The sequence below is a fragment of the Nocardioides silvaticus genome, assembly GCF_003160695.1.
Taxonomy (GTDB): Bacteria; Actinomycetota; Actinomycetes; order Propionibacteriales; family Nocardioidaceae; genus Nocardioides; species Nocardioides silvaticus.
Genome location: NZ_QGDD01000002.1, coordinates 629,361 through 652,401 on the forward strand (window position 1 = coordinate 629,361; position 23,041 = coordinate 652,401).

A 23,041-nucleotide genomic window follows, 5' to 3' on the forward strand; every position below is an offset into this window, starting at 1 on the left:
GGATGTCGGACGTGAGCGAGCTCTCGCAGCAGCGCCTGGCCATGTTGTTCTCGGACATCGAGGGCTCGACGTTGCACGCGAACCGGCTGGGCGACCGGTGGAAGGACGTGCTGCGGCTGCACCGCGAGACCTGTCGGCGCGCGTGGAAGGACCATGACGGCGAGGAGGTCGACACCGCGGGCGACGGCTTCTTCGTGGTGTTCCGCGCCGTGCGCGACGCCGTCGCCGCGGCGATGCAGGCGCAGCGCGAGCTCGCCTCCGCGGACTGGCCCGGCGGCCGGCCGATCCGCTCCCGCACCGGGATCCACGTCGGACCGGTCTCGTCCTACGACGGCAGCTACGTCGGCTACGACGTGCACCGGGCCGCGCGGATCATGGGTGCGGCCAACGGCGGCCAGGTCGTGGTGTCGCAGGCCGTGGTCGAGGACTTCGAGACCCGCCCCGACGGCATCGAGATCACCGACCTGGGCGTGCACCCCCTGAAGGACCTGGCCGAGGAGGAGCGGCTCTTCCAGGTGCACGCCGAGGGGATGCTGGCGTCGTTCCCGCGGATCAAGTCGCTGGGGACCTCGGGCGCGGCCGCGGCGGCCGTCGCGCGCACCCTCTACCGACCGGCGGCGGTCGCGGCGGCGGAGCTGCTGATGGAGGACGGCCGCACGATCGCGGTCGACGAGAACGGTCTCCGCATCGGCCGGATGCCCGACAACGACCTGGTCCTCAACGACAACCTGGTGAGCCGCCACCACTGCGCGATCACCGGCACCCCGGCGGGATTCGTGCTCACCGACCTGCAGTCCACGCACGGCACCACCGTCAACGGCGAGCGGCTGACGACCGCGCGGCCGCTCGAGGACGGCGACCTGCTGGCCGTGGGCGAGACCCGGATGCAGTTCACCCAGCCGGAGTGACCGGCGCGGCGTCGCCGGGGAGCGGCGCCGGGTTGTGCTCCGGCTCGTTCGGGAGCTCCCGCACGGCTGCACCGAACGTCTGGATGGTCTCCGCGAGTGCGCGGGCCTCGGCCTGGCCCAGCGACAACACCTCGAGCGGGGAGGTGGCCCGGACCGTCGCCGTCCGGCGGGTCTCCTCGAAGACGGCCTTCTCGCCGAAGTGGTCGCCGGCGCCGAGACCGGTCACCACCACCTCCCCGTCCGGGGTCTCGCGGACGATCTCGGCGCTGCCGCTGGCGATCACGTAGATCTGCTGGCCGACCTCGCCCTGGCGGACCACCGCCTGGCCGGTCTCGTAGTGCTCCCGACGCAGGCCGAAGGGCGTCGCCACCCGCACCCCGACGATGTCGCGGCCGAAGAACGGCGCCATCAGCCAGTCGAAGAGGATGTCGGCCTTGCGCTCCCTGGTCGGCACGAACCACCAGAAGAACAGCCGCCACAGGATCCAGGCCGGCAGCCCGTAGAAGCGCAGGCCCTTGAGGTGGGACACCGCCTTGCGCCGGCCGAGCGAGCAGGCGTCGCCCAGCCCGGCGAACGTGAACGGCTTGAGCGGCTTGCCCTCCAGCTGACGCACGATGTTGCGACCGATCTGACGGCCGCCGTACATCCCGTAGATCGCAACCGCCGGGCAGGTGCCGCCCTGCGGGTGCGGCACGGCGGCGCAGTCACCCGCGGCCCACACATTGTCGGTGCCGGGCACCCGCACGTTCTCGTCGGTGATGACCCGGCCGCGCGCGTCGCGCTCGTAGGGCATCAGGTCGAGCAACGGGGACAGCGCGGTGCCCGAGGAGCTGATGATCGAGCGCGTGGGAACGACGGTGCCGTCGGAGAGGATCGCCTCGTCGCGGGTGGCCGCGGTGATCCGGGTTCCGGTCAGCACCTCGACGCCACCCTTGGCGATCGTCCGCTCGGCGTACCCGATCAGCTTCGGCTGCCGGGTGGCGAGCTCGGGCAGGATCCGCTCCCCCGAGTGCACCAGCAGCACGCGGAGGTCCGCCGGGTCGATCCCGGAGTACTCCTTGCGGGCCAGCCGACGGAAGTAGTCCATCAGCTCGGTGGCGACCTCCACGCCGCCGAAGCCGCCGCCGACGACGATGAAGGTCAGCAGCCGCTGCCGCTCGACCGGGTCGGTCTCGATCTCGGCCAGCTCGAGCATCGAGAGCAGGTGGTTGCGCACCCTGAAGTTGTCGGCGAACGTCTTGAGCTGGAAGGCGTGCTGGGCGATGCCCGGGTAGCGGGACAGGTCGTCGATGGACCCGAGGGCGACCACGAGGTGGTCGTACTCGAGCACCTGCTCCTTTCCGTCGAGCAACCGTGACGTCGTCACCGTGCGCTGCTCGACGTCGACCGACTTGATCTCGGCATTGTGGAACCGCGCGGGCGGGAACAGCCGCCGCACCGGACTGGTGATGTTGGTGGGCGACACCTTGCCGGTGAGCATCTCGGCGATGAACCCGTGGAAGGTGTGGAAGTTGTCGCGGCTGACGATCGTCAGCTCGACGTCGCCCCGCTTGATCGCCTTCCTGAGGGAGCGGGCGAGGTAGATGGCGGTCCACCCGCCACCCAGGCACACCACGCGCAACGGCTTCGCGGGGTCCGTCATCGGTTCTCCTCGTTCCAGTCGGCGATCGCGTCGACGGCCGCCTTGTAGCCGACGTCCACGATCTCGTCCAGGTGTCGCATGTCCAGGGTGTCGTACGCCGCGACCGGTGGGGCGATGAACCGCACATCGCTCCGCGTCCGCTGCGCAGCCGCCGCGCGGTCACTCGCGAGCGTCGCCGTGCGCTCGAGGATCCGCACCAGGCTGGGGAACGCCGTGCCCGCCGACTGCCGCATCTTGTGCCGGACGACGTCGAGGATGCCGGGCGCGTCCTCCCAGTGCAGGTCGACCGAGAACGTCCGCGGCGGCGAGACGTCGCTCGCGTAGAGGGTGCCGACACCGGTGCGGCTCATCGGGTCGACCGGCAGGTTGTCGAGCACGCCGCCGTCGACCAGCAGCTCGCCGCGGTCCACCACCGGCGCCACGACACCCGGGATCGACATGCTCGCGAGCACGTAGCGCGCGAGCGGACCGCTGGTGTGGACCTGGCTCCGGTTGCGGGTGAGGTTGGTGGAGGTGCAGAAGAACTCGCGCGCCTGGTCCTCGATCCGCCGCGACCCGAACGCCTCGGCCATCGCCAACCGGCTGCGGCGGGAGCCGTGCAGCGCGACGAACGGCAGCGTGAAGCCCTTCAGCGGGCGGATCTCGTGCCAGGTGGCGCGGTTGACCTCGACGATCTCCTCCGGGGTGAGCCCGATCGACCACAGCCCTCCGATGAGCGCCCCCATGCTGCTGCCGCCGATCCGGTCGATCTCGATGCCCGCCTCGGTCAGCGCGCGGAGCACGCCGATGTGGGCGAACCCGCGCGCTCCTCCCCCGCCCAGGACCAGCCCGACCGCCGTGCCGGTGAGGTGACGGGCCAGCCGCGTCCAGTCCGCCTCGGACCTGGCCAGCAGGTGCGCCTGGCGCGCGAAGTCCCCGGCCTCCCGCCACAGCGCGGTGATGCCCGGCGTCGGCCGTCCGGCCTCGCGGACGAAGACCAGCTCGCGCGGCACGTCCGGCGCGACGACGGCGACCCGGGTGATCATCCGGCGGGCGGCGCGGTCGGGACGGACCCCGCCCGGGGCGACGACGAGCACCCGGTCGGCGCGGCGCAGTGCCCGCTCGGTCCACGGCGAGTCCGGCTCGTGGTCAGCGATCAGCACGACGCGCGGGTGCTCGACCTCGGCGGCGTCGAGGTAGTCGGCGATGGCGCGCTCGTCCGGCGAACCCGCCGGCGACCGGGCCGCGCCGGCACCGACTGCCTGGTCGACGGTGACCGGGTCCAGGGCGCGCATCCGCAGGGCACCGCCGAGGACGGCGGCCACCTCCTGCACGTCGATGCCGCCGGTCGGGACGAGCGCGATCGTCGCCGGAGCGCTGGTACGCCGGGGCGGGCTGCCCGGCAGCAGCCAGCCGGCCACGACCCGGGTCAGCCGGAGAGCGCTCTGCGGGTCTTCCTCCATCAGTCGCTCGAAGGCCGAGCGCGACAGTCGTCCGACCAGCGTGTCGCGCACGGCCCGCACGGTCGCCGTACGCCGGGAGCCGGTGAGCAGCGCGACCTCGCCCACCGTCGAGCCGCGGCCGATCTCGCGGACGACGGTCTCGGTGCCCTCGGCGCCGACGAGGGACACGTTCAGCCGTCCGCCCGCGACGACGTAGAGGTCCTCGCCCGGTTCTCCGGTGCGCATCAGCACCTCACCCCGGTCGAGCACCGTCCACTCCATGGAGCGCGACAGCTCCTCCAGGCGCTGCTCCGGCATGCCTTGGAAGACCGCGCAGCCGGCGAGCGCCCCGACCGCGTGGCGGGGCTCAGCCCGGATGGTCCGCATCGGGCTGGACCAGCCGCGCGAGCCGCTTCACGTTGCGCAGGTTCGTGTAGGTGACGTTGTCGGTCGTGGAGTTGCCGCCGAAGGTGCCGCAACCGAGGGTCAGCGAGGGCACCAGCCCGGTCGTGACGCCGAAGACGCCGTGGGCGCCGGGCGAGTTGGCGAGGATCCGGCTGGTCGGCATCGCCGCCCCGAAGCGCGCGATCCGGTCGGGGTCCTGGCTGTGCACGATCGAGGTGTGGCCGCTGCCCATGAAGTCGAGCAGCCGCAGCGACAGCGCGATGGCTTCGTCGTCGCCGCCGATCTCGAAGAGCGACAGCACCGGCGTCATCTTCTCGCCGGCCAGCGCGGAGTCCTCCCCGTCCCACTCGGCCGGCACCACGACGACCTTGATGTCGAAGGGCCGCTCGATGCCGGTGAACGACGCGATCGTGGCGGCCGACTGGCCGATCATCTCGCCGCGGAACCGGTTGGTCGCGGGGTCGACTACCGCCGCGAGGAAGCTCTCGGCCTCCGTCGGCGACAGCACGGCGGCGCCCTGGCCCTCGAGCTGGGCCACGAAGTCGTCGCGGACCGACCGGTCGACCACCAGGTTGTGCTCGGCCCCGCAGATGACGCCGTTGTCGAACGACTTCGACATGACGATCGAGCCCGCGGCCGCCGCCAGGTCGGCGTCGGGGGCGATCCAGCACGGTGCGTTGCCGGGGCCGACTCCCAACGCCGGCGTGCCGGAGCTGTAGGCGGCCTGCACCATCGCCGCGCCTCCGGTCGCGAGCACCAACCCGACGCCCGGGTGGCTCATGAACTGCTGGGTGAGCTTGCGGCTCCCCCGCTTCTCGACCCAGAGCACCAGGTCGGACGGCGCGCCCTCCTCCTCGAGCACCTGCCGGATCAGCTCGCCGACGCGGTTGCCGACGCCGAGCACGGCGTGGTGGAAGCTGAGGATCACCGCGTTGCGGGACTTGAGGCTGATCAGCGTCTTGAAGTACGCCGTCGCGACCGGGTTGGTCACCGGCACCAGCCCGAACACCACGCCCACCGCGTGCGCGATCTCGGTGACCTGGGCGGCCTCGTCGGTGGCGATCGGGCCGGCCCCGACCTTGCCGACGAGCGAGTCGTAGACGCCCTGCGCCGCGACCATGTTCTTCAGCGTCTTGTCGCCCGCGTCGCCGATGTGGGTCTCCTCGACCGTCGCCTCGGCCAGGACCTGGGCGTGCTCGAGGAAGACCGACGTCAGCCGGCCCAGCAGCGCGTCCACGCGGTCCTCCGGCCAGTCGGCGAACGCGGCCTGGGCCGACGTCGCCCTGCCGACCAGCTCGTCGACCACCGGGTCGGGCGCCGCGGCGAACATCAGGTCAGAGGCCTGTTCGGTCAGCCGCCGGAGCTTCGCGGTTGCGTCCCGGGCCAGCTCCTGGGTGATGCCGAGCGCGGCAGCGGGGTCGCGCCGGGCCAGGTCGTCCAGGTCCGCGGTGGAGATGGTGCGGGCTCGCACTGGGGTCTCGGCGACCGCGGTGGCTGAGCGCGGCAGCCGGTCGAGCAGCGCCACCTCGCCGAGCGTCGCACCCGCCCCCTCGTAGCGGAGCACCGACTCGGTGTCGACCTCGGGGAGCTCGCGCTCGATGCGCACCTCGCCCTCGTCGATGAAGTACGCCGCGTCGCCCTCGTCGCCCTCGGTGAAGATCGTCGTGCCGGCCTCGAACTCGACGTCGACCAACAGCTTGGCGACGGTCTGCCTGTGCTCCTCGGTGAGCGCGTCGAAGAATCCCGGAAGGCTCATGGCGACATTCTGGACCTTCGCCCGCGCGTTGGGGAGGCTCCTCGAGGATGAGTGCGGGTCAGCGGCAACCCGCTGCTTCCACCGCCCCGCAGTCCTCGTCGACCATGAGCGAGGAGGTGTCGACCGCGACGAACTCACGGGCAGGAATCCGCTTCAGGTCCTCGATCAGGCGCACCGGCCACCGTCGGTGCTGCTCGCCCTGGAAGTACCACGGGCTCCCGTTGTCGGCGAGCACCAGCCCGTAGGTCTGCATCGCCCGGATCACCCGGCGCGCGAGGGCGCCGTACCCCCGGGTGTCGAAGTCCGCGGCCAGCCGGAAGCGTGCTCCCATCGGCGGGTAGCTGCGCGAGTCTCGAGACCCGGCGTCGTGCCGGGCCGGCCACAGGTGCCAACGACTGGTGACGTCGGTGGTGAAACGGATCGCGTGGTCGATCCGGTCGGCACGGACCTCGCGCCAGCGCAGCAGTCCGGGCAGGATCGCCAGCCCGGCCGCGTCCGCCGATGTCCAGCCGTCCGGCCGCAGGTCGTTGGACCGCAGGTCCCAGATGGCGCCGGACCCGGCCCGCCAGCGACCGTCGCGCACCCGGGTCGCCCAGGTCTCGTAGAGCCGGCACCGGTCCTTGTCGACCACGATGGCGTGCCGGTCGCCGCTGCTGCGTCGGCCGCCCTCGATCCTGGTGTCGGGGCCGAGCGGGTAGCGCTGCCGGTCGCTCTCGTCGGCGTAGTCGAAGCGGACCCGGACCTTGCGGTGGTTCCCGCCCACGACCGTGACCGGGATCCCGTAGTTCGGGCCGTCGCCGAACGAGGGCCCGAAGTCCGGGTGCAGCTCGCTCCCGGGCGACATGTTGCGGAGCCAGGCCTCGCTGCGGTCGTGCACCGGGAGGTCCGAGACGTCGGCGTGCCACCAGTTGTCCGCCGGGAAGGCCGGGCAGCCGGACACCGGCGCAGCAGGCGGCGGCGCCGAGCGAGCGGCCGCGGACGGACCGGGCTCGCTCGTCGTGCAGGCGACGAGCGCCAGCAGGACCGCGACCGTGCCGATCCGCGTCAACGCCGTCCTCGGTCGAGCGACACCACGGCCCACGTGCAGAACACTGCCAGACCCAGGGCCGACACCAGCGACACCAGCATGGGCACCGCGCTCGTCGGCGTCCAGACGACCACCACGACGGCCAGCGCCACGGCGAGCGCCACGGCCACCAGGATCATCGTTCTGGACGCGCGTTGAATCCTCCGCATCTCTACCCCCTCCACCTCGAGAGTAGGGCGGATGACCCGCGTCGTCCGAGGATCGGCGTTTCTTTACCGCGACGGTCCCCGGCCGGATCGGCCGTTTCCCGACAGGGAGGCGCCCCGCCTCCTACACTCGAAGGGTCGGGCAGTCTCAGGGAGCGGCCGCCTACGAACGAGGGAAAGAGCCACATGACCGACGAGAGCCGGTTGCGGCAGGTCATCGACGCCGCACCGATCCTCGACAGCATCCCGTTCAGCATCGTGGCGACCGATGCGCACGGTCGCATCATCAGCGCCAACGCCGCGGCCGAGCGGCTGCTGGGGTACGACGCCGCGGAGCTCGTCGGGGGACCGCTGGGGAAGATCGACGCCGAGGACCGCGCGTCGACGGGCGGCTGGGAGCAGGTGCTCGCTACCGCTGTGGGCGACCACGAGTGGGTCTACCTCCGCAAGGACGGCGCCAAGGTCCCGGTGTGCGAGACCATCACCGCGCTGGAAGGCACGAGCGAGGAGCCGGTCGGCTACCTGGCCGTCGCCTACGACATCACCCAGCGCAAGCTCGACCGGGCCGAGGTGGAGTTCCTCGAGAACCACGACCCGCTGACCAAGCTCCCCACGAGGGCCCGCCTGCTGCGCCACCTCGGCGACTCGATCGCCGCGGCCGAGCAGGATGGCAACGAGGTCGCCGTCCTCGTCGTCGACATCGACCACCTCAAGCGGGTCAACGACGCGCTCGGCCTCCAGGCCGGCGACGAGCTGCTGTCCCGCATCGCCGACCGACTCCGGTCCTGGGTCCGCGCCACCGACGTCGTCGCCCGCCTCGGGGGCGACGAGTTCGCGATCGTCCTGTCCGGTCTCCAGCGCGCCGAGGCCATCACCTCCCGCGTGGACGTCCTGCTCGAGGACCTGCTGACGACGGTCTCCATCGGCGGCCACCCGTTGGCCGTGACCGTCAGCATCGGCGGCGCCGTGCACCCGCCGGGCGGACCCGACCCGGCCGCACTGCTCAAGCGCGCCGATCTCGCGATGGAGCACGCGAAGGCGTCCGGGCGCAACAACTTCCAGTGGTACACCGACGACCTGGCCGAGCCCGGCGAGGACGCTCTCGCCCTGGCCTCCGCGCTGCGGCAGGCACTGCGCGACGGCGGCCTCTCCGTCGCCTACCAGCCGCAGGTGGACGTCCGGACCGGCCGCGTCGTCGGCATCGAGGCCCTCGCCCGTTGGCACCACTCCGAGCTCGGCGAGGTGACGCCTGACCGCTTCATCCCCATCGCCGAGGACGGCGGCATGATCGTCCAGCTCGGCGGCTGGGTGCTGCGCAAGGCCTGCCGCGACGTCGCGTCGATCCAGCGCGCACTCGGTCGTCCGCTGCGCGTCGCGGTCAACGTCTCCCCCCACCAGTTCCAGAGCGCGAGCTGGCTCGGCGAGATCACCGGCGCCCTCAACGACTCCGGCCTGCCGCCCGCCGCGCTCGAGCTCGAGATCACCGAGTCGATCCTCATGGACGAGCGGTCCGGAGTGCCGGACACGCTGAAGGCGATCCGCGAGCTCGGCGTCTCGATCGTCGTCGACGACTTCGGCCGCGGCTACTCCAACCTCGCCTACCTGGGCCGGCTCCCGATCGACAAGATCAAGATCGACCGCTCCTTCGTGACCGACCTGGTCCCCGACGACCCCGCCCCCGTCGTCGACGCGATCATCCTGATGGCGCACGAGCTCGGCATGACCGTCGTCGCCGAGGGCGTCGAGACCGCGGAGCAGGAGCGCTACCTGCGCCACCGCGGCTGCGACGAGATGCAGGGCTTCTACTACAGCCGCGGCGTCCCCACCGAGGACGTCGTCCGCACGGTGCAGCAGATCAGCGTGTTCTGACCTGCGACAACCTCGGTCGGGCTGACAGGATTTGAACCTGCGACCCCTTGACCCCCAGTCAAGTGCGCTACCAAACTGCGCCACAGCCCGAAGCTCCGTCCGGGATCGCCGTCCGAAGCGGTGGGAACACTACCGCAGGCGGTCTGCTCAGCCAGAATCCGCCCCTCTAGCCCGTTCGGACTAGGACCCCGGCCCCGATCGCGCACATCTGCGACGAACCGCTTCCCCCGGGCCCAACGCCGTCCTAGCGTCGACGGCGGAGGGGAATCGTGGAGCGTGCGGTGATCGTGGAAGGCGTGGGCAAGCGTGCCTGCTTGGTCGCGCTGTACCTGCTCGCCGCCGTCGTCGGCCGCGCCAGCGTCATCGACAGCCACCCGATGGCCCTGGTGTGGCCCGCGGGCGGCCTGGCGGTCGCCTGGCTGGTGACCCGCCCATCGCCCCGGGAGTGGTTCGTCGACGTCCCGCTGCTCGTCTCGGTGGGAGTGGCGGCGTCGCTCATCGCCGACCGCAGCGTCGAGGCCACTGCCGTGCTGGCTGTCTCCAACGTCGTCGCGGTGCTCACCATCGTCCTGGCCTACCGCCGGTGGAACGCCGACGGCGTCCGTCTGGGGACGCCGCCGACGCGGTCGCCGCACGCGATGGGCACCTTCCTCGGCGCCGTGGTTCTGGGGTCGCTGGTGGGCGTCGCCGCCGGGGTCGCCGCCAGTGCAGTCGCGGGAAGCGCGGTGTCGCCGGACGACCTGGTCGTGTGGTTCGGACGCAACGTGTGCGGCGTGGCCGGGGTCGGCATCGCCTCCCTGCTCGTCATCGAGCGGCTCCGTGGCGGGCGGCGTACGACGTCCCTCGGCGGCTGGGCCGAGCTGGTCCTGCTGTTCACCGCGACAGCCGGTCTCGTGGCCTTGGACTACTCGACCTTCCTCCCGACGAGCTTCCTGCTGCCTGCGGTAGCGGTGTGGGCCGGTAGCCGGTTCGCGTCCCTGCCCGTGGCGATCCACGCCCTCGCAGGCGGTGCCGGGATCCTGCTGCTCACCTACGTCGGCGAGGGCCCCTTCTCCCACCTCGAGGACGAGGGGGTCCGGATCATCCTCGCCCAGCTGTTCGTCGCGATGACGCTCCTCATCGGCCTGCTGCTCGCCTCGGCACGGGAGGCGCGCGCAGCGATGAGCCAGGAGATGGCGACGTTCGCCGAACGGGTGGCGCACGACCTGCGCAACCCGATCACGGTCACCGAGAGCTGGACCGCCGAGCTCGCAGCGGTCCTCGCCTCCGGACCGTCCGCCACTCGGGAGGCGACGGCGCCGATGGTCGCCGGACTCGAACGCGCCACCGCTCACATGCGCTCGCTCGTCGAGAGCCTGCTCGCCGACGCCTCCGCCCGCGACCGGGACGCTCGCCCGCTGGTCGTCGACCTGCCGGCCCTGGTCGCCGAGGTCGCCGAGGCGTACGGCGCCGCGGGTCAGGTCCGGACGCTGGGCGTCCGCTCGGTCTCCGGCGACCCTGTGCTGCTGCGCCAGCTGATCGACAACCTGGTGGGCAACGCACTGAAGTACGTGCTGCCCGGCCAGCGGCCCGACATCACGGTCTCGGCCCACCACGTGCACGGACGGGTCGTCGTCCGCGTCACCGACAACGGCATCGGCATCCCGGCCGGCGCGCGCGAGTGGATCTTCGAGCCGTTCCGCCGGGCGCACGAGGACGGCTACCCGGGCACCGGCCTCGGCCTCAGCACCTGTCGCCGCATCGTCGAGCGCCACGGCGGCTCGCTGCGCGCGCTCCCCCGCGAGGACGGGCCCGGCTCCGTCTTCGAGTTCGACCTTCCGAAAGCAATGGCAAGCGCATGACCCCGAGGAGAATCCCCATGAGGAAGACCACCGAGCGGCTCCACGAGGAGCTCGACGCGACCCGTCAGGAGCTGGCCGACCTCCGGGCACGGGTCGCGGCGGCCCAGCAGCTCGCGAACATGGGCGACTACGACTGGCACATCGAGAGCGACACGAACTCGTGGTCGGACCAGCTCTACCGGATCTACGGCTATGAGCCGCAGGAGTTCAACGCGTCGTACGACCGGTTCCTGTCGATGGTGCACCCCGACGACCGCGACGCGGTCACGGCGATGCACCGGCAGGTCTACGAGACCGGTGGGAGCTGGACGATCACCGAGCGGATCGTGCGCCCCGACGGCGAGGTGCGGCACCTGGCGACCAACGGTGTCGTCGTGAAGGACGAGGACGGCACGCCGGTCCGGATGCGCGGCACGTGCGTCGACATCACCGACCGGGTGCAGGCCGAGACGGCGAACGAGGAGCTGGCCGCGAGCCTGCGCGAGTGGCAGGTACGGCGGCGCCACGCTTTCGAGATCAACGACAACGTCGTGCAGGGCATCAGCGCCGCCGTGCTGGCGCTCCAGCTCGGTGACCTGGACGCGGTCGCGTCGTACCTCGACCGCACGCTCCGCGCCGCCCGCGGGATGATGGGCGACCTGCTCCTCGACCGACCCGACGGTGAGCCGGAGGCCGGCAGCATGGTCCGCTCGACCGCCGCCGCCGGGATCACCCCGGTCCCGGCGTCCGGTCAGGCGCCGGAGCCCGCCAAGGTGCGGGTGCTGCTGGCCGACGACTACCACGACCTGCGCGAGCTGATGCGGTTCCAGCTCGAGCGCGCCGGCTACGACGTGGTCGGCGAGGCCGCGGACGGCGAGCAGGCCGTCGCCCTGGCCGCCGAGCTCCGTCCGGACGTCGTGGTGCTCGACCTGGCGATGCCGGAGATGGACGGCTTGCAGGCCCTGCCCGCGCTCCGCGAGAGCGTGCCCGACGCGAAGGTGATCGTGGTCTCCGGCTTCGCCAACAGCCTGATGGCAGACCGGGTGCTGGCCGCGGGTGCGGCGCGGTTCGCCGAGAAGGGCGTCGGCATCGATGTGGTCGGCATGGTCGCCTCGGTGATGGCGGAGCAGGCCGAGCGCGCGAGCTGAGTTTCCGCAAATGCCAGCGCGGGAGTGGGCGGTCGCTCTTTACTTTGCGCCATGAAGCGCACCGCTCTCGCCGCCCTCTTCGTCTGGCCGCTGCTGCTGACCGCCTGCGGAGACGGCGGCGACGACTCCGACAAGGACGACTCCGGGGACGACACCTCGGAGGAGTCGCTGCCGCCCGAGGAGGCCGCGATCAAGGAAGCGCTCGTGGCCGCGTTCTTCAGCGACAGCTGCGACCTGCTGACCGAGGACTACCTGGTCGACAAGGCGCTGCTGGCGGAGACGCCGGAGAAGGCGTGCGAGGAGTACCAGCGCTACTGGGTGGAACCGGCGTACGACGAGGACGAGGTGCTCGTCTCCGACATCAAGGTCAACGGCGACGTCGCCACGGCGGTGGTCGGGTCGGAGTACATCAACATCGAGACCACCTACGAGCTGATGAAGGTCGACGGGACCTGGCTGATCAGCTGTGAGGACTTCACCTGCGACCACCTGGACGAGCCGTCAGCGGAAGTCTCGTGACGTCTGGCGCACCTGGAGCGCCGTTCCTGCGCCGGGCACCAGGGTGTCGAGCGAGACGACCTGGTCCGCCACCAGGTTGACCACCCCGTCGCTGCGCTCGAGCTTGCCGCGGATGATGACCGCGACCCGGTGCCGGGCCGCCTGCCGGTGCGCCCGCATCACGCCCTGCGAGCAGACCACGTTGAGCATGCCCGTCTCGTCCTCGAGGTTGAGGAAGGTGATGCCCATCGCCGTCCCCGGCCTCTGCCGGTGGGTGATGAGGCCGGCGACCCGGACCCGCCGGTCGGGCTCCGCGTGCCAGAGGGTCGAGATCGGCAGGATCCCAGCCCGGTCCAGGTCGGCACGGAGGTGCTCGATCGGGTGCTTCTCCGGGGAGACCTTGGTCGCCCACAGGTCGGCGAGGGTGAGCTCCTCGTCGCTCATCCCCGGCAACGTGGGCGGCGCGGGCGCCGGCGTGCTGCCTGGCAGCTGGCCGTCGCTCTCGGCGTAGCCCGACATCCACAGTGCCTGCCGGCGGTCGAGTCCGAAGCCGTCGAACGCTCCCGCCGTCGCCAGCGCCTCGAGCTGGGTGGAGGTGAGGCCGGCCCTCCGGGACAGGTCGGTGATGTCGGCGTACGGCGCCTGCTCCCGCTCCGCCACGATCCGCTCGGCGACCTCCGTGCCGACCCCCCGCACCGAGTCGAGCCCGAGACGCACGGCCAGTGCGCCGTCGTACCGGTGCGGCTGCTCGACCTGCTCGCACGGCTCCAGGCCGGCCTGAGCCCCCGACAACGCGATGTCGGGACGGAGGACGGTCACACCGTGCCGCCGGGCGTCGCCGACCAGCGACTGGGGTGAGTAGAAGCCCATCGGCTGGTTGCGCAGCAGACCGGCGAGGAACGCCGCCGGGTAGTGGAGCTTGAACCAGGAGGAGGCGTAGACGAGCAGCGCGAAGCTGAGCGCGTGCGACTCGGCGAACCCGAAGTTCGCGAACGACAGGATCTTCACGTAGATGCCGTCGGCTTTGTCGCCGGTGATGCCGCGGCGGGCCATGCCGGCGTACAGCTTCTCCTTGACCTTCTCGATCCGCTCGACCCCGCGTTTCGACCCCATCGCGCGGCGAAGCAGGTCGGCGTCGTCGCGGCTGCAGTCCCCCAGCGTCACCGCCATCGCCATCAGCTGCTCCTGGAAGAGCGGGACGCCGAGGGTGCGGCCGAGCACCGGTTCGAGCGACGGGTGGTCGTAGGTGACCGGCTCTTTGCCGGTGGCGCGGCGGATGTAGGGGTGGACGGCGCCGCCCTGGATGGGGCCGGGGCGGATGAGCGCGATCTCGATGGCGAGGTCGTAGAAGGTGCGCGGCTGGAGCCGCGGCAGGGTCCCGATCTGGGCGCGGCTCTCGACCTGGAAGACCCCGATCGAGTCGGCGCGGCACAGCATGTCGTAGACCTCGGGTTCCTCCTTGGGGATCGTCTCCAGCGCCCAGCTGGTGCCGAGGTGCTGCTCGATGAGCCGCATCATGTGGTCGAGCGCGCCGAGCATCCCGAGCCCGAGCAGGTCGAACTTGACCAGCCCCATCGTCTCGCAGCCGTCCTTGTCCCACTGCAGGACGGTGCGGCCGGGCATCCGGGCCCGCTCGATCGGGCAGACCTCGCCGATCGGCCGCTCGGTGAGCACCATCCCGCCGGAGTGGATGCCGAGGTGCCGCGGCGCGGACAGGAGCTCCTCGGCGAGCGCCACCACGGGTCTCGGAATCTCCGAGTCGGTCTCGACCGCTCGTGCCCAGCCGTCGACGGTCTTGCTCCACGCGTCCTGCTGGCCCTGGGAGAAGCCCAGCGCCTTGGCGGCGTCGCGGATCGCCATCCGCGGGCGGTAGCTGACGATGTTGCAGACCTGGGCGGCGTTGCGGCGGCCGTAGGTGTCGTAGACCCACTGGATGACCTCCTCGCGCCGGTCGGAGTCGAAGTCGACGTCGATGTCCGGCTCCTCCTCGCGGTGCTCGGAGATGAACCGCTCGAAGGGCAGCCGGTAGTAGACGGAGTCGATGGCGGTGATGCCGAGGGCGAAGCAGACCGCCGAGCTGGCGGCCGAGCCCCGTCCCTGGCAGAGGATCCCCTTGCCCCGTGCGAACGCGACGATGTCGTGGACGATGACGAAGTAGCCGGCGAAGTCCTTGCGCAGGATCACCTCGAGCTCGGCGTCGACGCGGGCCCTGGCCTCGCGCTCGTGCGGTGTGCCGGCGTAGCGCTCCTGGAAGCCGCGCTCGGTCAGCTTCCGCAGCCAGGACCCGGCTGTCTCGCCCTCGGGGATCCCCTGCTTCGGCAGCCGCGGCGAGGCCTTGTGTAGGTCGAAGGCGAGCTCCTCGGCGAGGGTCACCGAGTAGCCGACCGCGCCCGGGTAACCGCCGTAGAGCTGCTGCATCTCGGCCCCGCTCCTGAGGTGGGCCGACCCCGAGAGGTCGAGCCATCCGTCGAGGTCGGCGATGCTGCGCCGTGCCCGGATCGCGGCCATCGCTGCGGCGAGCCGGCGCTTCTCCGGCGTGGCGTGGTGGACGTTGCCGGTGGCGACGACCGGGAGACGTTTGTCCTTCGCGAGCCGCCACAACCCGTCGTGGACCTCGTCCTGACCGGGCCCGAGGCTGGCGCTGAGCTCGACGACGACGTGCTCCCTGCCGAAGCGGTCGACCAGGTCGTCGATCGCCGCCGGCGACCGCATCCCCTTCCGGCACCCGGTGAGCACGACCCAGTGACCGCGGCCGAGGTCGGTGAGCTCGTCCAGGTCGTGCCGCGGGCTGCCCTTCTCCTCCCCGCGGAGACTGGCCTCGGTCATCGCCGCGGCGAGCCGGTGGTAGCCCTCCACCCCCCGGGCCAGGACCAGGAGGTGCTGACCTCCGGGGTCGGGCACCCCGTTCTGCGGCGCGGTCAGGCCGAGGCTGAGCTCGGCGCCGTAGACGCTCGGGAGGTCGTAGGCGGCGCAGGCCTCGGCGAACAGCGGTGCGCCGGCGAAGTTGTCGTGGTCGGTGAGCGCGAGCCCGCTCAGCCCGAGCCGTGCGGCCTCGACGACGAGGTCGGCGGGGCTGCTGGCGCCGTCGAGGAAGCTGAAGTGGCTGTGGCAGTGCAGCTCGGCGTACGGCGTCGCGGCCTCCGGCCGGACCACCTCCTGCACCTCGATCGTCGGCCGTTTGCGCCGCGACACGGGGGCGTCCTCGACGCCGGGCACCCGGCCCGAGAGCCGTCGTTCGATCTCCCGCCATGGCACGGGCGGGTTGCTCCACCCCATGGCTGCCTAGGCCACGAGCGTGTAGACGCCGGGTCTGTCGTTGATCCAGCGGGGTTCGCGCCAACCGACCGGTGGCGGCGCCGTGCTTCGGTAGCGATGACCGCTGGGAGTGACGGTCTCGATGGTGTGGCGGAGGTCGTCGACCACCTGTTGTCGCCAACCGGGCGATTCCTTGGCGTGGTTGCACGCCTCGCACAGACCCTGGCCGTTGTCGCCGGTCGTCGCGCCGCGGTCACTGACCCGGGTGACGTGGTCGCTGTGCCGGATCGGCGCGTCGCACCACGGGGTGCGGCAGATGCCGAGGTCCCGCGCGCCGAGGAAGTCCGCCAGCCCGTCCGGGAAGACCCGCTGCTTGCTCGTCATCGCGACCAGCCGCCCGGTGTGGTCGACGTAGAGCTGCCGGAACCAGGTCGCCAGCTCGGCGCTGAGCGACTGCGCCGCCAGGTGCCGCGCGACCTCGGCGGGGATCGGCTCGGCGTCCACCAGGCCGGGGGCAAGCCCGCCCGCCAGGGTCGCATCCGACATCGTCAGGTTGATCGTCACCGGCACCGGGGTGGGTGCGTCGGGCACGAGCTCGACGCCGGTGATGCGCGAGACCAGCAGGTCGGCCATCAGCTGCCCACGGCTGCGGGAGTCGCCCTGCGCGCGGAGCGCGTCAGCGTCCCGACACAGTGCGGTGTGGACGGCGACGCCCTGGGCCATCGGCAGCAGGCCGGTCACGTAGGACATCGTGTCCGGCGCCGGCCGGACCGTGACGCTGCGCTCGGACTCGGCCCGCCGCGCCCGTCGTACGACGGCGGCGGGGTCGATCTCGTAGGCGAGCTTCTTCGCCGTCGCCACCAGCCGCCGGGTGCCGACGCCCTCGAGGGCGGCGGGGTCGGCGCACAACTCCTCGTCGACGAACGCGCGGTGCTCGGCGCTCAGGCAAGCCGTCTCCCGCACCAGCAGGATCGCGCGGAACTCGCTCAGCGTGCCGTCGGCCAGCCGGGCCCGGGTGTGCGGCATCTCGTGGTGAAGGATCTTGGCCAGCCCGAGCAGGGTCTGCCCGCGGTGCGGCGACTCGCGCCGTGCCAGGGCGATCTCGGACGCCACTCCCCTGCCCTGGCGCCGGGCGGAGACACCTTCCGCCGCCTCGGCACTGCGCCGAGCGCCGTCGTACGCCACGGCCGCGTCGGCCTGAACCGCGCACGCAGCCGACTTCAGCTTCTCGAGCTCGGCGATGAAGGCGACGAGGGCCTCGGGGTCGTCCGGCAGTCCACCGTCCAGCAGAGCAGCCGTCAGATCGGCTGCGTGAGCCGCTGTGAGCTGACGGGTGCTGGACATGCCCTCATTCTATCGAACACGTGTTCGAATCACAAGGGTCAGAGCCACCTCCGCACCCTCCGCGTGTAGTCGTCGTACGACGCGCCGAACCGCTCGCGCAGGAACGCCTCCTCCGGCCGGATCGCACCCCACCGCACCAGCAGCACGGCAACCGGGAACAGCACCAGCGCCCAGAATGACGGTGCCAGCAGCGCGAGTCCGAGGTAGAGCGCGAGCATGCCGACGTACAACGGGTTGCGGGAGAACCGGTACGGCCCCTCCTCGATCATGGCCTGCGTCGCCTGCCCCGGCAGCAGCCCGGTCTCGTGCCGGTGGAACAGCCACAGCGACCAGCCGTTCCACACCACGAAGACGAGAACCAGTGCCCAACCCACCGGGACCCGCCAGTCACCCAGCTCGACCGGGTCGTCCCACAGCAGCGTGACCAGCCACCCCACGAGCAGTGGCGCTCCGACCGCGACCGGCGGCCAGAGCCGGAACGCGACGGTGTCCGGTGACTCATCCTCTGCCATGGCTCATTGTCACGATGCCGACTTCCCGCGTGCGAGCTCTTTGGGAGGCCGGGTCACCCGCCCTACCCTCCCCCGCATGAGGGTCACCGGGATCGACGAGCGGAACCTCGACTGCGAGCGCACCAGCGCTAACTTCGTGGTCTTCGTCTACGAGGGCGGTGGTGACAGCCGGTCCTGGTCTGTCGACAGCTACCTCCTCACCGAAGCCCACCTGTCGCAGGTCCTCTCCTGGCTGACCGACAACCTGCCGGCCGGCTCCTGCTGGGCCCTGGGTGTCGTCGAGGACCCGTCGGACCCGACGCCGCGGTCGGACCTCCGGGTCTCCTGGGTCGTCGGCGCCGACGTGCTCAACCAGAGCGGCTTGTCGCCGGAGGAGCAACGGGTCGCGGAGGCGATGATCGCTCGGCGGCACCACGTGGCGTTCCCGTAGCGCGACGAGGCTCGCGCGACCCTTGCGGACACAGGTTGCGGGGTCTCGATACGCCCTCGCCTAGCGGCTCGGGCTACTCGACCACCGAAGCGCCGCCACGCCGAGCAGGCGATGAACAGCCGGGAACCGCGCACGGCGCCACCCTAGGCCGCAGGCACCGCACCGGGTCTCGATACGCCGCTCGCGCAGAGCGCTCGCGGCTGCTCGACCACCGAAGGCGGCTCCTCCACCACCGAACGGCCGCCGGGATGAACCCTGCGCCACCGGTTACCTCACCTCTCGTAGCGCGCCGACCAACGGGAAGTGATGATGAGCGAATCCGAGGAAGACGTACGACGTCCGGTGCCGACCGCCGAGCCGCAGGAGCCGCCGCCGGGCGGGGCCAACGCGGTGCCCGGCGTGGGCGGCGAGGGACCGTACACGAGGATCCCCCACGACCTCGACCCCGACCTCAACCCGGCCGTCGACGACGTGCTGCCCGAGGAGACGGCCGAGCCGGACTCGACCGAGACCGAGGCGACGAAGGGCGGCGACGAGCAGCCGTCCGAGAGCGAGCCCGCCGGCTGAGCACCCGGCGCACGAGGAGGGCCGCCGTACCTTGTCCTCATGCGCATCGAGGACGTCCGGCGGATCACCCTCGGCACGTTCGTCCGGCCACCCGAGGAGACCGGAGGCGAGCCCAGGGTCGAGGCGGTCTACGGCTACCTGGTGCGGCACGACCACGGTCTGGTCCTGCTCGACACCGGCATCGGTGAGGGCGACGCGGAGACCGAGGCGTGGTACCGGCCGCGCCGGGTGCCGCTCCAGCAGGCGCTCGCGACCGCGGGCAGGACGATCGACGACCTCGACCTGGTCGTGAACTGCCACCTGCACTTCGACCACTGCGGCGGCAACCCGCTGCTCGGCAGCACGCCGATCCTGGCGCAGCGGACCGAGCTGGCGACCGCGCGAGCGGGCGACTACACGTTCGACCACCTGCTCGACCACCCGGGCGCGAGCTACCGCGAGATCGACGGCGAGGTCGAGGTGCTGCCCGGTCTGCACGTCGTGCCGACGCCCGGGCACGTCGACGGCCACCAGTCGCTGGTGGTCGAGTGCGAGGACGGGTCGCTCGTCCTCGCGGGGCAGTCCCACGACAGCGCGTCGGCGTGGAGCGCTGACGTGATGGCGGCGGGGGCTCGCGACCTCGGGCACACCGACCCGCTGCCGCTCGCTCCGGCGTGGATCGAGCGGCTGCTCGCGTTCGACCCGAGGCGGGTCGTCTTCGCCCACGACGCCGCGGTGTGGGAGCCGACGGACGGGCGCTAGTAGTCGAAGTAGTCCTCGTCGTAGTACCCGCTGTCCTCGAAGACGTCCCAGCCCTCGTCCTCACCCGGGGCGTCCCACTCGTCGTCGGGGTCCAGGCTGTCGCACCACTCGGCGGGCGTCAGCAGGCTCTCCTCGCCCCGGTGCTCGGCGACGCAGTCGTAGTAGGCCTGGCGGCGCTCCTCGGTGTCGTCGCCCGCGTTGGCGCCGACGATCGCCATGATGCCGATGCCCACCGCACCGATGATGCCGGCGACGACTCCCCCGCCACCCCCCGACGGTGGAGGAGGGGGCGGGACCGGTGGGGTCGGGTCGAGAGGTTCCTGAGGTTCATCGTTCTCGCCGAGACCGGGACGATAGGGCTCCCACATGCCGGAGACCGTTCCCGCCGCGGACGCAGCGGAAACAGACGTCAGCCGGCCCGCGCCGCGATCGCCTCGAACGTCGCCTGGTCCGCGTCCCACTCCGAGCCGGGCCGCGGCCAGTGGATCGCCACGTCGGTGATGCCGAGCTCCGCGTAGCGGCCGGCCAGGTCGTCGTACGACGCCTCCGAGGCCAGCCACGGCTCGTCGGTGAACCCGGTCAGCAGCAGCTTCGGCATCGCGGCGAAGTCGCGTCCGGCCTCGGCGCAGATCTGCTGCAGCTGCTCGAGGTGCTGCCGCGTCGTCTCGGCCGGGCTGTCCCCACCCGGGTTCGCGACCCAGCCGTCGCCCAGCCGGGCGGCCAGACGCATCCCGCGCGGGCCGTTGCCGGCGATCCAGAACGGCGGCCGCTGCTGCACCAGGCCGGGGGCGATGGTGACCTCGCGGGCGGACCAGTACTCCCCGGATGCCGACACGTTCGCGCCGGTCAGGAGGACGTCGAGCTGGGTCACCCACTCCTCGAACCGGTCGGCGCGCTGGCGCGGCGTCCAGTCGTGGTCGAGCACGTCGCCGTCGGAGGTGTGGGTGTTGCCGCCGGCGCCGATGCCGAGCGTGAGCCGGCCGCCGGAGATCCGGTCGATCGTCCGGATCGCCGATGCGGTCGGGATCGGGGTGCGGAAGTTCGGGGTGGTGACCAGGGTGCCGAGCCGGATCCGCGAGGTGACGGCGGCCGCCGCGGCCAGGCTGGCGTAGGCGTCGTCCCACGGCGTGTGGCCGCGCCAGGCGAGGTGGTCGTAGACCCAGCCGCCGGCAAAACCCAGCTCCTCGGCGCGGCGCCAGGTGGCGGCCATGTCGGGCCAGTCGTGGATCGGCCAGAGGACGACGTGGAGGTTCACGGCGTCCATCCTGTCAGTCGTAGCCCGCCTCCACCTCCCAGCCGTCGCGGTGCCACACGAGGAGCCAGGCCCTCCCGTCGACGCCGACGACCTGGAAGCGCGCCGACCGGCCCCGTCCCTCGCCCGGGTCGGTGTGCAGCCACCAGGCGTCGTCCACCGGCCACGGTCCGGCCCACGACGCGACCGGGGTCCACGCGGACTCGATCCGGTAGCGCCACGGCTCCCCCGTCACTGCGCCGCGCTCGGTGACGGCGACGGTCCGGCCGCCCTCGTCGACGACGTCGGCCGGCAGCGGCGAGGGGAACACCCGCGCCGGAGCGGGGCCGGGGATCCGTCCGGGCCAGGGCCGGTCGAGCGGCCGGAGCCCGACCGGTCGCTCGCCCCACGGCACGGTCGCCTGCCGGTCGGCGACGCTCCGCCCTCCCTGCAGCACCGGCGCGCGCACGGCGTCGAACCCGATCATCGCCTGGATCCGCGCCACCCCACGGGTCACCTGCTCGTCGGCGCCCCCGCCCCACAGGCCGTCGGCGTGGTCGGCAGCCGGCTCGACGGTCTCGGGCAGGAACCGCACCCGCTCGATCGGGGCCCGCACCGCTCCCGCGTCCTGGCGGCTGCGCAGCCCCGAGTTCGGCAGCCCTGCCTGCAGCTGCCAGTGCACGCGGTCGACGAGGTCGCGTGAGGTGAAGCAGCGCGGGTGCAGCCAGGTGCGTGCCGAGGTCACGACGCCGTCCGCCTCCGCCTCGATGCGGACGGCGACCGCGACCAGCTGTCGTTCGGCCAGCCCGCGGACGAACCGCTCGGTCGTCGTACGGACGCTGAAGCAGACGGCCTCCGCCGACTCCAGCGGCGGCTCGAACCCGATCTCGCAGGCGAGCTCGGGCGGCGGGGTCCGGGACCCGAGCCGGGTCGGTGCGGCGCCGTGCGCGCGCTGCCACACGCTCAGCCCGAAGCTGCCGAACCGGTTGCTCACCTCGCCGGCGGAGAGTCGGGCGAAGTCGCCGAGCGTCGTCAGCCCGAGGCGGCGCAGGAGGTCGGCGAGCTCCCGCCCCTCGGCACCGCCATCGGTGATGTCGGCGAGGACCGTCACGGGCAGTCGCTGCACGAACCCGGCCGAGGTCCCCGGGTCGACGACCACGCAGTCCTGGACCGGCGCCTGTCGCGCCGCCTGCTCGGCGGTGAACAGGTCGTCGGCGACGCCGAACCGGCAGTCCCAGATCCCGGCTTCCACGAGGTGCTGGGCGAGGAGCGCCGCGGCGTGCGACTCGCCGCCGAAGTAGCGCCCCGGCGCGGGCACCGCCAGCAGTCCCGGCCGGATCGGCGCGACCCCCGGGCGCAGCTCCTCGACGGTGGCGAGCACCGGCTCGAAGTAGCGGGCGTCCCGCTCGGGGTTGGCGCCCAGCAGCACCAGGTCCGGGCACTTCGACTGCGCATCACGGCGCCGCTGACCGCGACGGACCCCCTCCGCACGCGCCGCGGCGTTGCACACCTCGACCATGTTGCCGCTGAGCACGGCCGCAGGCTGGTCGCTGGCGGCGCGGGCCGCACCGTCGCCGCCGTCGGTCTCGGCCAGCTCGAAGAGCCCGGCGGTGACGGACCAGTCGGGGCACCAGGCGACCAGGACCCTCATCGGGACCTCACCGGCACCTCATGGCAGCAACACGTCGCGCGCGGACCGTCGCCCGCCGCGGTCGACCGCCACCTTCAGCGCCCGCCGGCGCAACCGGCCGCGACCGTGGTCGACGCCGTCCCAGACCACCCGTTCCGCGCTCAGCCTGGCCTCGACCCGCGGCCACTCGCCCCAGACGACGAGCGTCGAGGACCGGGCCCGGAGCCGGGCGTCGAGGATCGAGGCGGACTTGGCGTCCACCCAGGTGCGGGGCTTGAGCACGACGACCTTGAGCACGTCGACCAGCGCCGCGGTCACCTCGAGCCAGAGCTCACCGGGCTCGGGCACCAGCACCGTCCGGCGCAGGTCGATGCCCCACTGGGTCGCCGCCTCGGCGCCGAAGTCCTCCCACCCGGCGAAGCCGACCCACTCCCCGGCCTGCGAGGCGCCCGCAGCGAGGCCGAGCGCCAGCGACGCGGAGTCGACGGCATAGCTCGCACCGGTGCGCAGCTGGACCAGGCCGTCGAAGGCGGGGTGCAGCGGCACCGTGAGGCGGGTCGGGGCCCCCTGGAGGGACTCGATCTGCCGCTGGAGCAGCTCGACGACCTGCGCACTCATCTCTCAATGTTCG

Annotated in this window: 20 protein-coding genes and 1 tRNA gene; 8 read left to right on the forward strand and 13 right to left on the reverse strand. The window is 72.2% G+C overall.

Features of this window, described 5'->3' with window-relative positions:
• Positions 1 to 11 precede the first annotated feature (11 nt).
• Positions 12 to 908, forward strand: a complete 897-nt coding sequence (locus tag DJ010_RS07890; RefSeq protein WP_158282969.1) for an adenylate/guanylate cyclase domain-containing protein — start codon at positions 12 to 14, stop codon at positions 906 to 908.
• On the opposite strand, the gene DJ010_RS07895 is transcribed toward DJ010_RS07890, so the two are convergent.
• Genes DJ010_RS07895 through DJ010_RS22030 form a run of 5 tightly spaced genes read right to left on the reverse strand, consistent with a single transcriptional unit; the run spans position 892 to position 7,329 of the window.
• Positions 892 to 2,550, reverse strand: a complete 1,659-nt coding sequence (locus tag DJ010_RS07895) for an FAD-dependent oxidoreductase (protein ID WP_109693051.1) — start codon at positions 2,548 to 2,550, stop codon at positions 892 to 894. The genes DJ010_RS07890 and DJ010_RS07895 overlap by 17 nt on opposite strands.
• On the reverse strand, positions 2,547 to 4,358 hold the full coding sequence (locus tag DJ010_RS22905; protein WP_109693052.1) for a patatin-like phospholipase family protein: 1,812 nt from the start codon (positions 4,356 to 4,358) through the stop codon (positions 2,547 to 2,549). The genes DJ010_RS07895 and DJ010_RS22905 overlap by 4 nt, the downstream gene beginning before the upstream one ends.
• Positions 4,339 to 6,132 (reverse strand): aldehyde dehydrogenase family protein, encoded by a 1,794-nt coding sequence (locus tag DJ010_RS07905; RefSeq protein WP_109693053.1) that lies wholly within the window; start codon positions 6,130 to 6,132, stop codon positions 4,339 to 4,341. The genes DJ010_RS22905 and DJ010_RS07905 overlap by 20 nt, the downstream gene beginning before the upstream one ends.
• A 58-nt stretch (positions 6,133 to 6,190) precedes the next feature.
• A complete protein-coding gene (locus DJ010_RS07910) occupies positions 6,191 to 7,180 on the reverse strand; it encodes a hypothetical protein (protein WP_109693054.1) in 990 nt (329 codons plus the stop codon).
• Positions 7,177 to 7,329, reverse strand: coding sequence for a hypothetical protein (locus DJ010_RS22030; protein WP_158282970.1), 153 nt, complete (start codon positions 7,327 to 7,329; stop codon positions 7,177 to 7,179). Before DJ010_RS22030 ends, DJ010_RS07910 begins: the two co-directional genes overlap by 4 nt.
• A 222-nt stretch (positions 7,330 to 7,551) precedes the next feature.
• On the opposite strand from DJ010_RS22030, the gene DJ010_RS07915 reads away from it, so the two are divergent.
• On the forward strand, positions 7,552 to 9,234 hold the full coding sequence (locus DJ010_RS07915; protein ID WP_109693055.1) for a putative bifunctional diguanylate cyclase/phosphodiesterase: 1,683 nt from the start codon (positions 7,552 to 7,554) through the stop codon (positions 9,232 to 9,234).
• A 16-nt stretch (positions 9,235 to 9,250) separates the two neighbouring features.
• Here DJ010_RS07915 and DJ010_RS07920 read toward each other — a convergent pair.
• A tRNA-Pro gene (locus DJ010_RS07920) sits at positions 9,251 to 9,324 on the reverse strand.
• 206 nt (positions 9,325 to 9,530) lie between these two features.
• Between DJ010_RS07920 and DJ010_RS07925 the strand changes: the two genes are divergently transcribed.
• Genes DJ010_RS07925 through DJ010_RS07935 form a run of 3 tightly spaced genes read left to right on the forward strand, consistent with a single transcriptional unit; the run spans position 9,531 to position 12,721 of the window.
• A complete protein-coding gene (locus DJ010_RS07925; RefSeq protein WP_146207284.1) occupies positions 9,531 to 11,075 on the forward strand; it encodes a sensor histidine kinase in 1,545 nt (514 codons plus the stop codon).
• Between the two features lie 17 nt (positions 11,076 to 11,092).
• A complete protein-coding gene (locus DJ010_RS07930) occupies positions 11,093 to 12,202 on the forward strand; it encodes a response regulator (RefSeq protein ID WP_158282971.1) in 1,110 nt (369 codons plus the stop codon).
• 51 nt (positions 12,203 to 12,253) lie between these two features.
• Entirely contained in the window at positions 12,254 to 12,721 is a 468-nt protein-coding gene (locus DJ010_RS07935) for a hypothetical protein (protein WP_109693058.1), read from the forward strand.
• On the opposite strand, the gene DJ010_RS07940 is transcribed toward DJ010_RS07935, so the two are convergent.
• Genes DJ010_RS07940 through DJ010_RS07950 form a run of 3 tightly spaced genes read right to left on the reverse strand, consistent with a single transcriptional unit; the run spans position 12,704 to position 17,811 of the window.
• A complete protein-coding gene (locus tag DJ010_RS07940) occupies positions 12,704 to 15,955 on the reverse strand; it encodes an error-prone DNA polymerase (protein ID WP_439331686.1) in 3,252 nt (1,083 codons plus the stop codon). The two genes, DJ010_RS07935 and DJ010_RS07940, sit on opposite strands and share 18 nt — an antisense overlap.
• Positions 15,956 to 15,982: 27 nt before the next feature.
• Positions 15,983 to 17,299, reverse strand: a complete 1,317-nt coding sequence (locus DJ010_RS07945) for an HNH endonuclease (protein ID WP_109693060.1) — start codon at positions 17,297 to 17,299, stop codon at positions 15,983 to 15,985.
• A 38-nt stretch (positions 17,300 to 17,337) separates the two neighbouring features.
• Positions 17,338 to 17,811: a methyltransferase family protein gene (locus DJ010_RS07950; RefSeq protein ID WP_109693061.1), complete on the reverse strand. Its 474-nt coding sequence runs from the start codon at positions 17,809 to 17,811 to the stop codon at positions 17,338 to 17,340.
• Between the two features lie 76 nt (positions 17,812 to 17,887).
• Between DJ010_RS07950 and DJ010_RS07955 the strand changes: the two genes are divergently transcribed.
• The 3 genes from DJ010_RS07955 to DJ010_RS07965 all read left to right on the forward strand — a co-directional run bounded on the left by DJ010_RS07955 (position 17,888) and on the right by DJ010_RS07965 (position 19,549).
• On the forward strand, positions 17,888 to 18,241 hold the full coding sequence (locus DJ010_RS07955) for a hypothetical protein (protein ID WP_109693062.1): 354 nt from the start codon (positions 17,888 to 17,890) through the stop codon (positions 18,239 to 18,241).
• A 309-nt stretch (positions 18,242 to 18,550) separates the two neighbouring features.
• Positions 18,551 to 18,808 carry a hypothetical protein gene (locus tag DJ010_RS07960; RefSeq protein ID WP_146207285.1) on the forward strand — a complete coding sequence of 86 codons (258 nt, stop codon included), beginning with the start codon at positions 18,551 to 18,553 and terminating at the stop codon, positions 18,806 to 18,808.
• A gap of 39 nt (positions 18,809 to 18,847) precedes the next feature.
• A complete protein-coding gene (locus DJ010_RS07965) occupies positions 18,848 to 19,549 on the forward strand; it encodes an MBL fold metallo-hydrolase (protein WP_109693064.1) in 702 nt (233 codons plus the stop codon).
• Here DJ010_RS07965 and DJ010_RS07970 read toward each other — a convergent pair.
• From DJ010_RS07970 to imuA', 4 genes are all read right to left on the reverse strand, one after another.
• Positions 19,546 to 19,782 carry a hypothetical protein gene (locus DJ010_RS07970; protein WP_109693065.1) on the reverse strand — a complete coding sequence of 79 codons (237 nt, stop codon included), beginning with the start codon at positions 19,780 to 19,782 and terminating at the stop codon, positions 19,546 to 19,548. The two genes, DJ010_RS07965 and DJ010_RS07970, sit on opposite strands and share 4 nt — an antisense overlap.
• A gap of 176 nt (positions 19,783 to 19,958) precedes the next feature.
• Positions 19,959 to 20,804 carry an LLM class flavin-dependent oxidoreductase gene (locus DJ010_RS07975; protein ID WP_245927332.1) on the reverse strand — a complete coding sequence of 282 codons (846 nt, stop codon included), beginning with the start codon at positions 20,802 to 20,804 and terminating at the stop codon, positions 19,959 to 19,961.
• 13 nt (positions 20,805 to 20,817) lie between these two features.
• Positions 20,818 to 22,431, reverse strand: coding sequence for a DNA polymerase Y family protein (locus DJ010_RS07980; RefSeq protein ID WP_109693067.1), 1,614 nt, complete (start codon positions 22,429 to 22,431; stop codon positions 20,818 to 20,820).
• An 18-nt stretch (positions 22,432 to 22,449) separates the two neighbouring features.
• Positions 22,450 to 23,028 (reverse strand): DnaE2-dependent mutagenesis accessory factor ImuA', encoded by a 579-nt coding sequence (gene imuA', locus DJ010_RS07985; RefSeq protein WP_109693068.1) that lies wholly within the window; start codon positions 23,026 to 23,028, stop codon positions 22,450 to 22,452.
• Between the last annotated feature and the right edge of the window lie 13 nt (positions 23,029 to 23,041).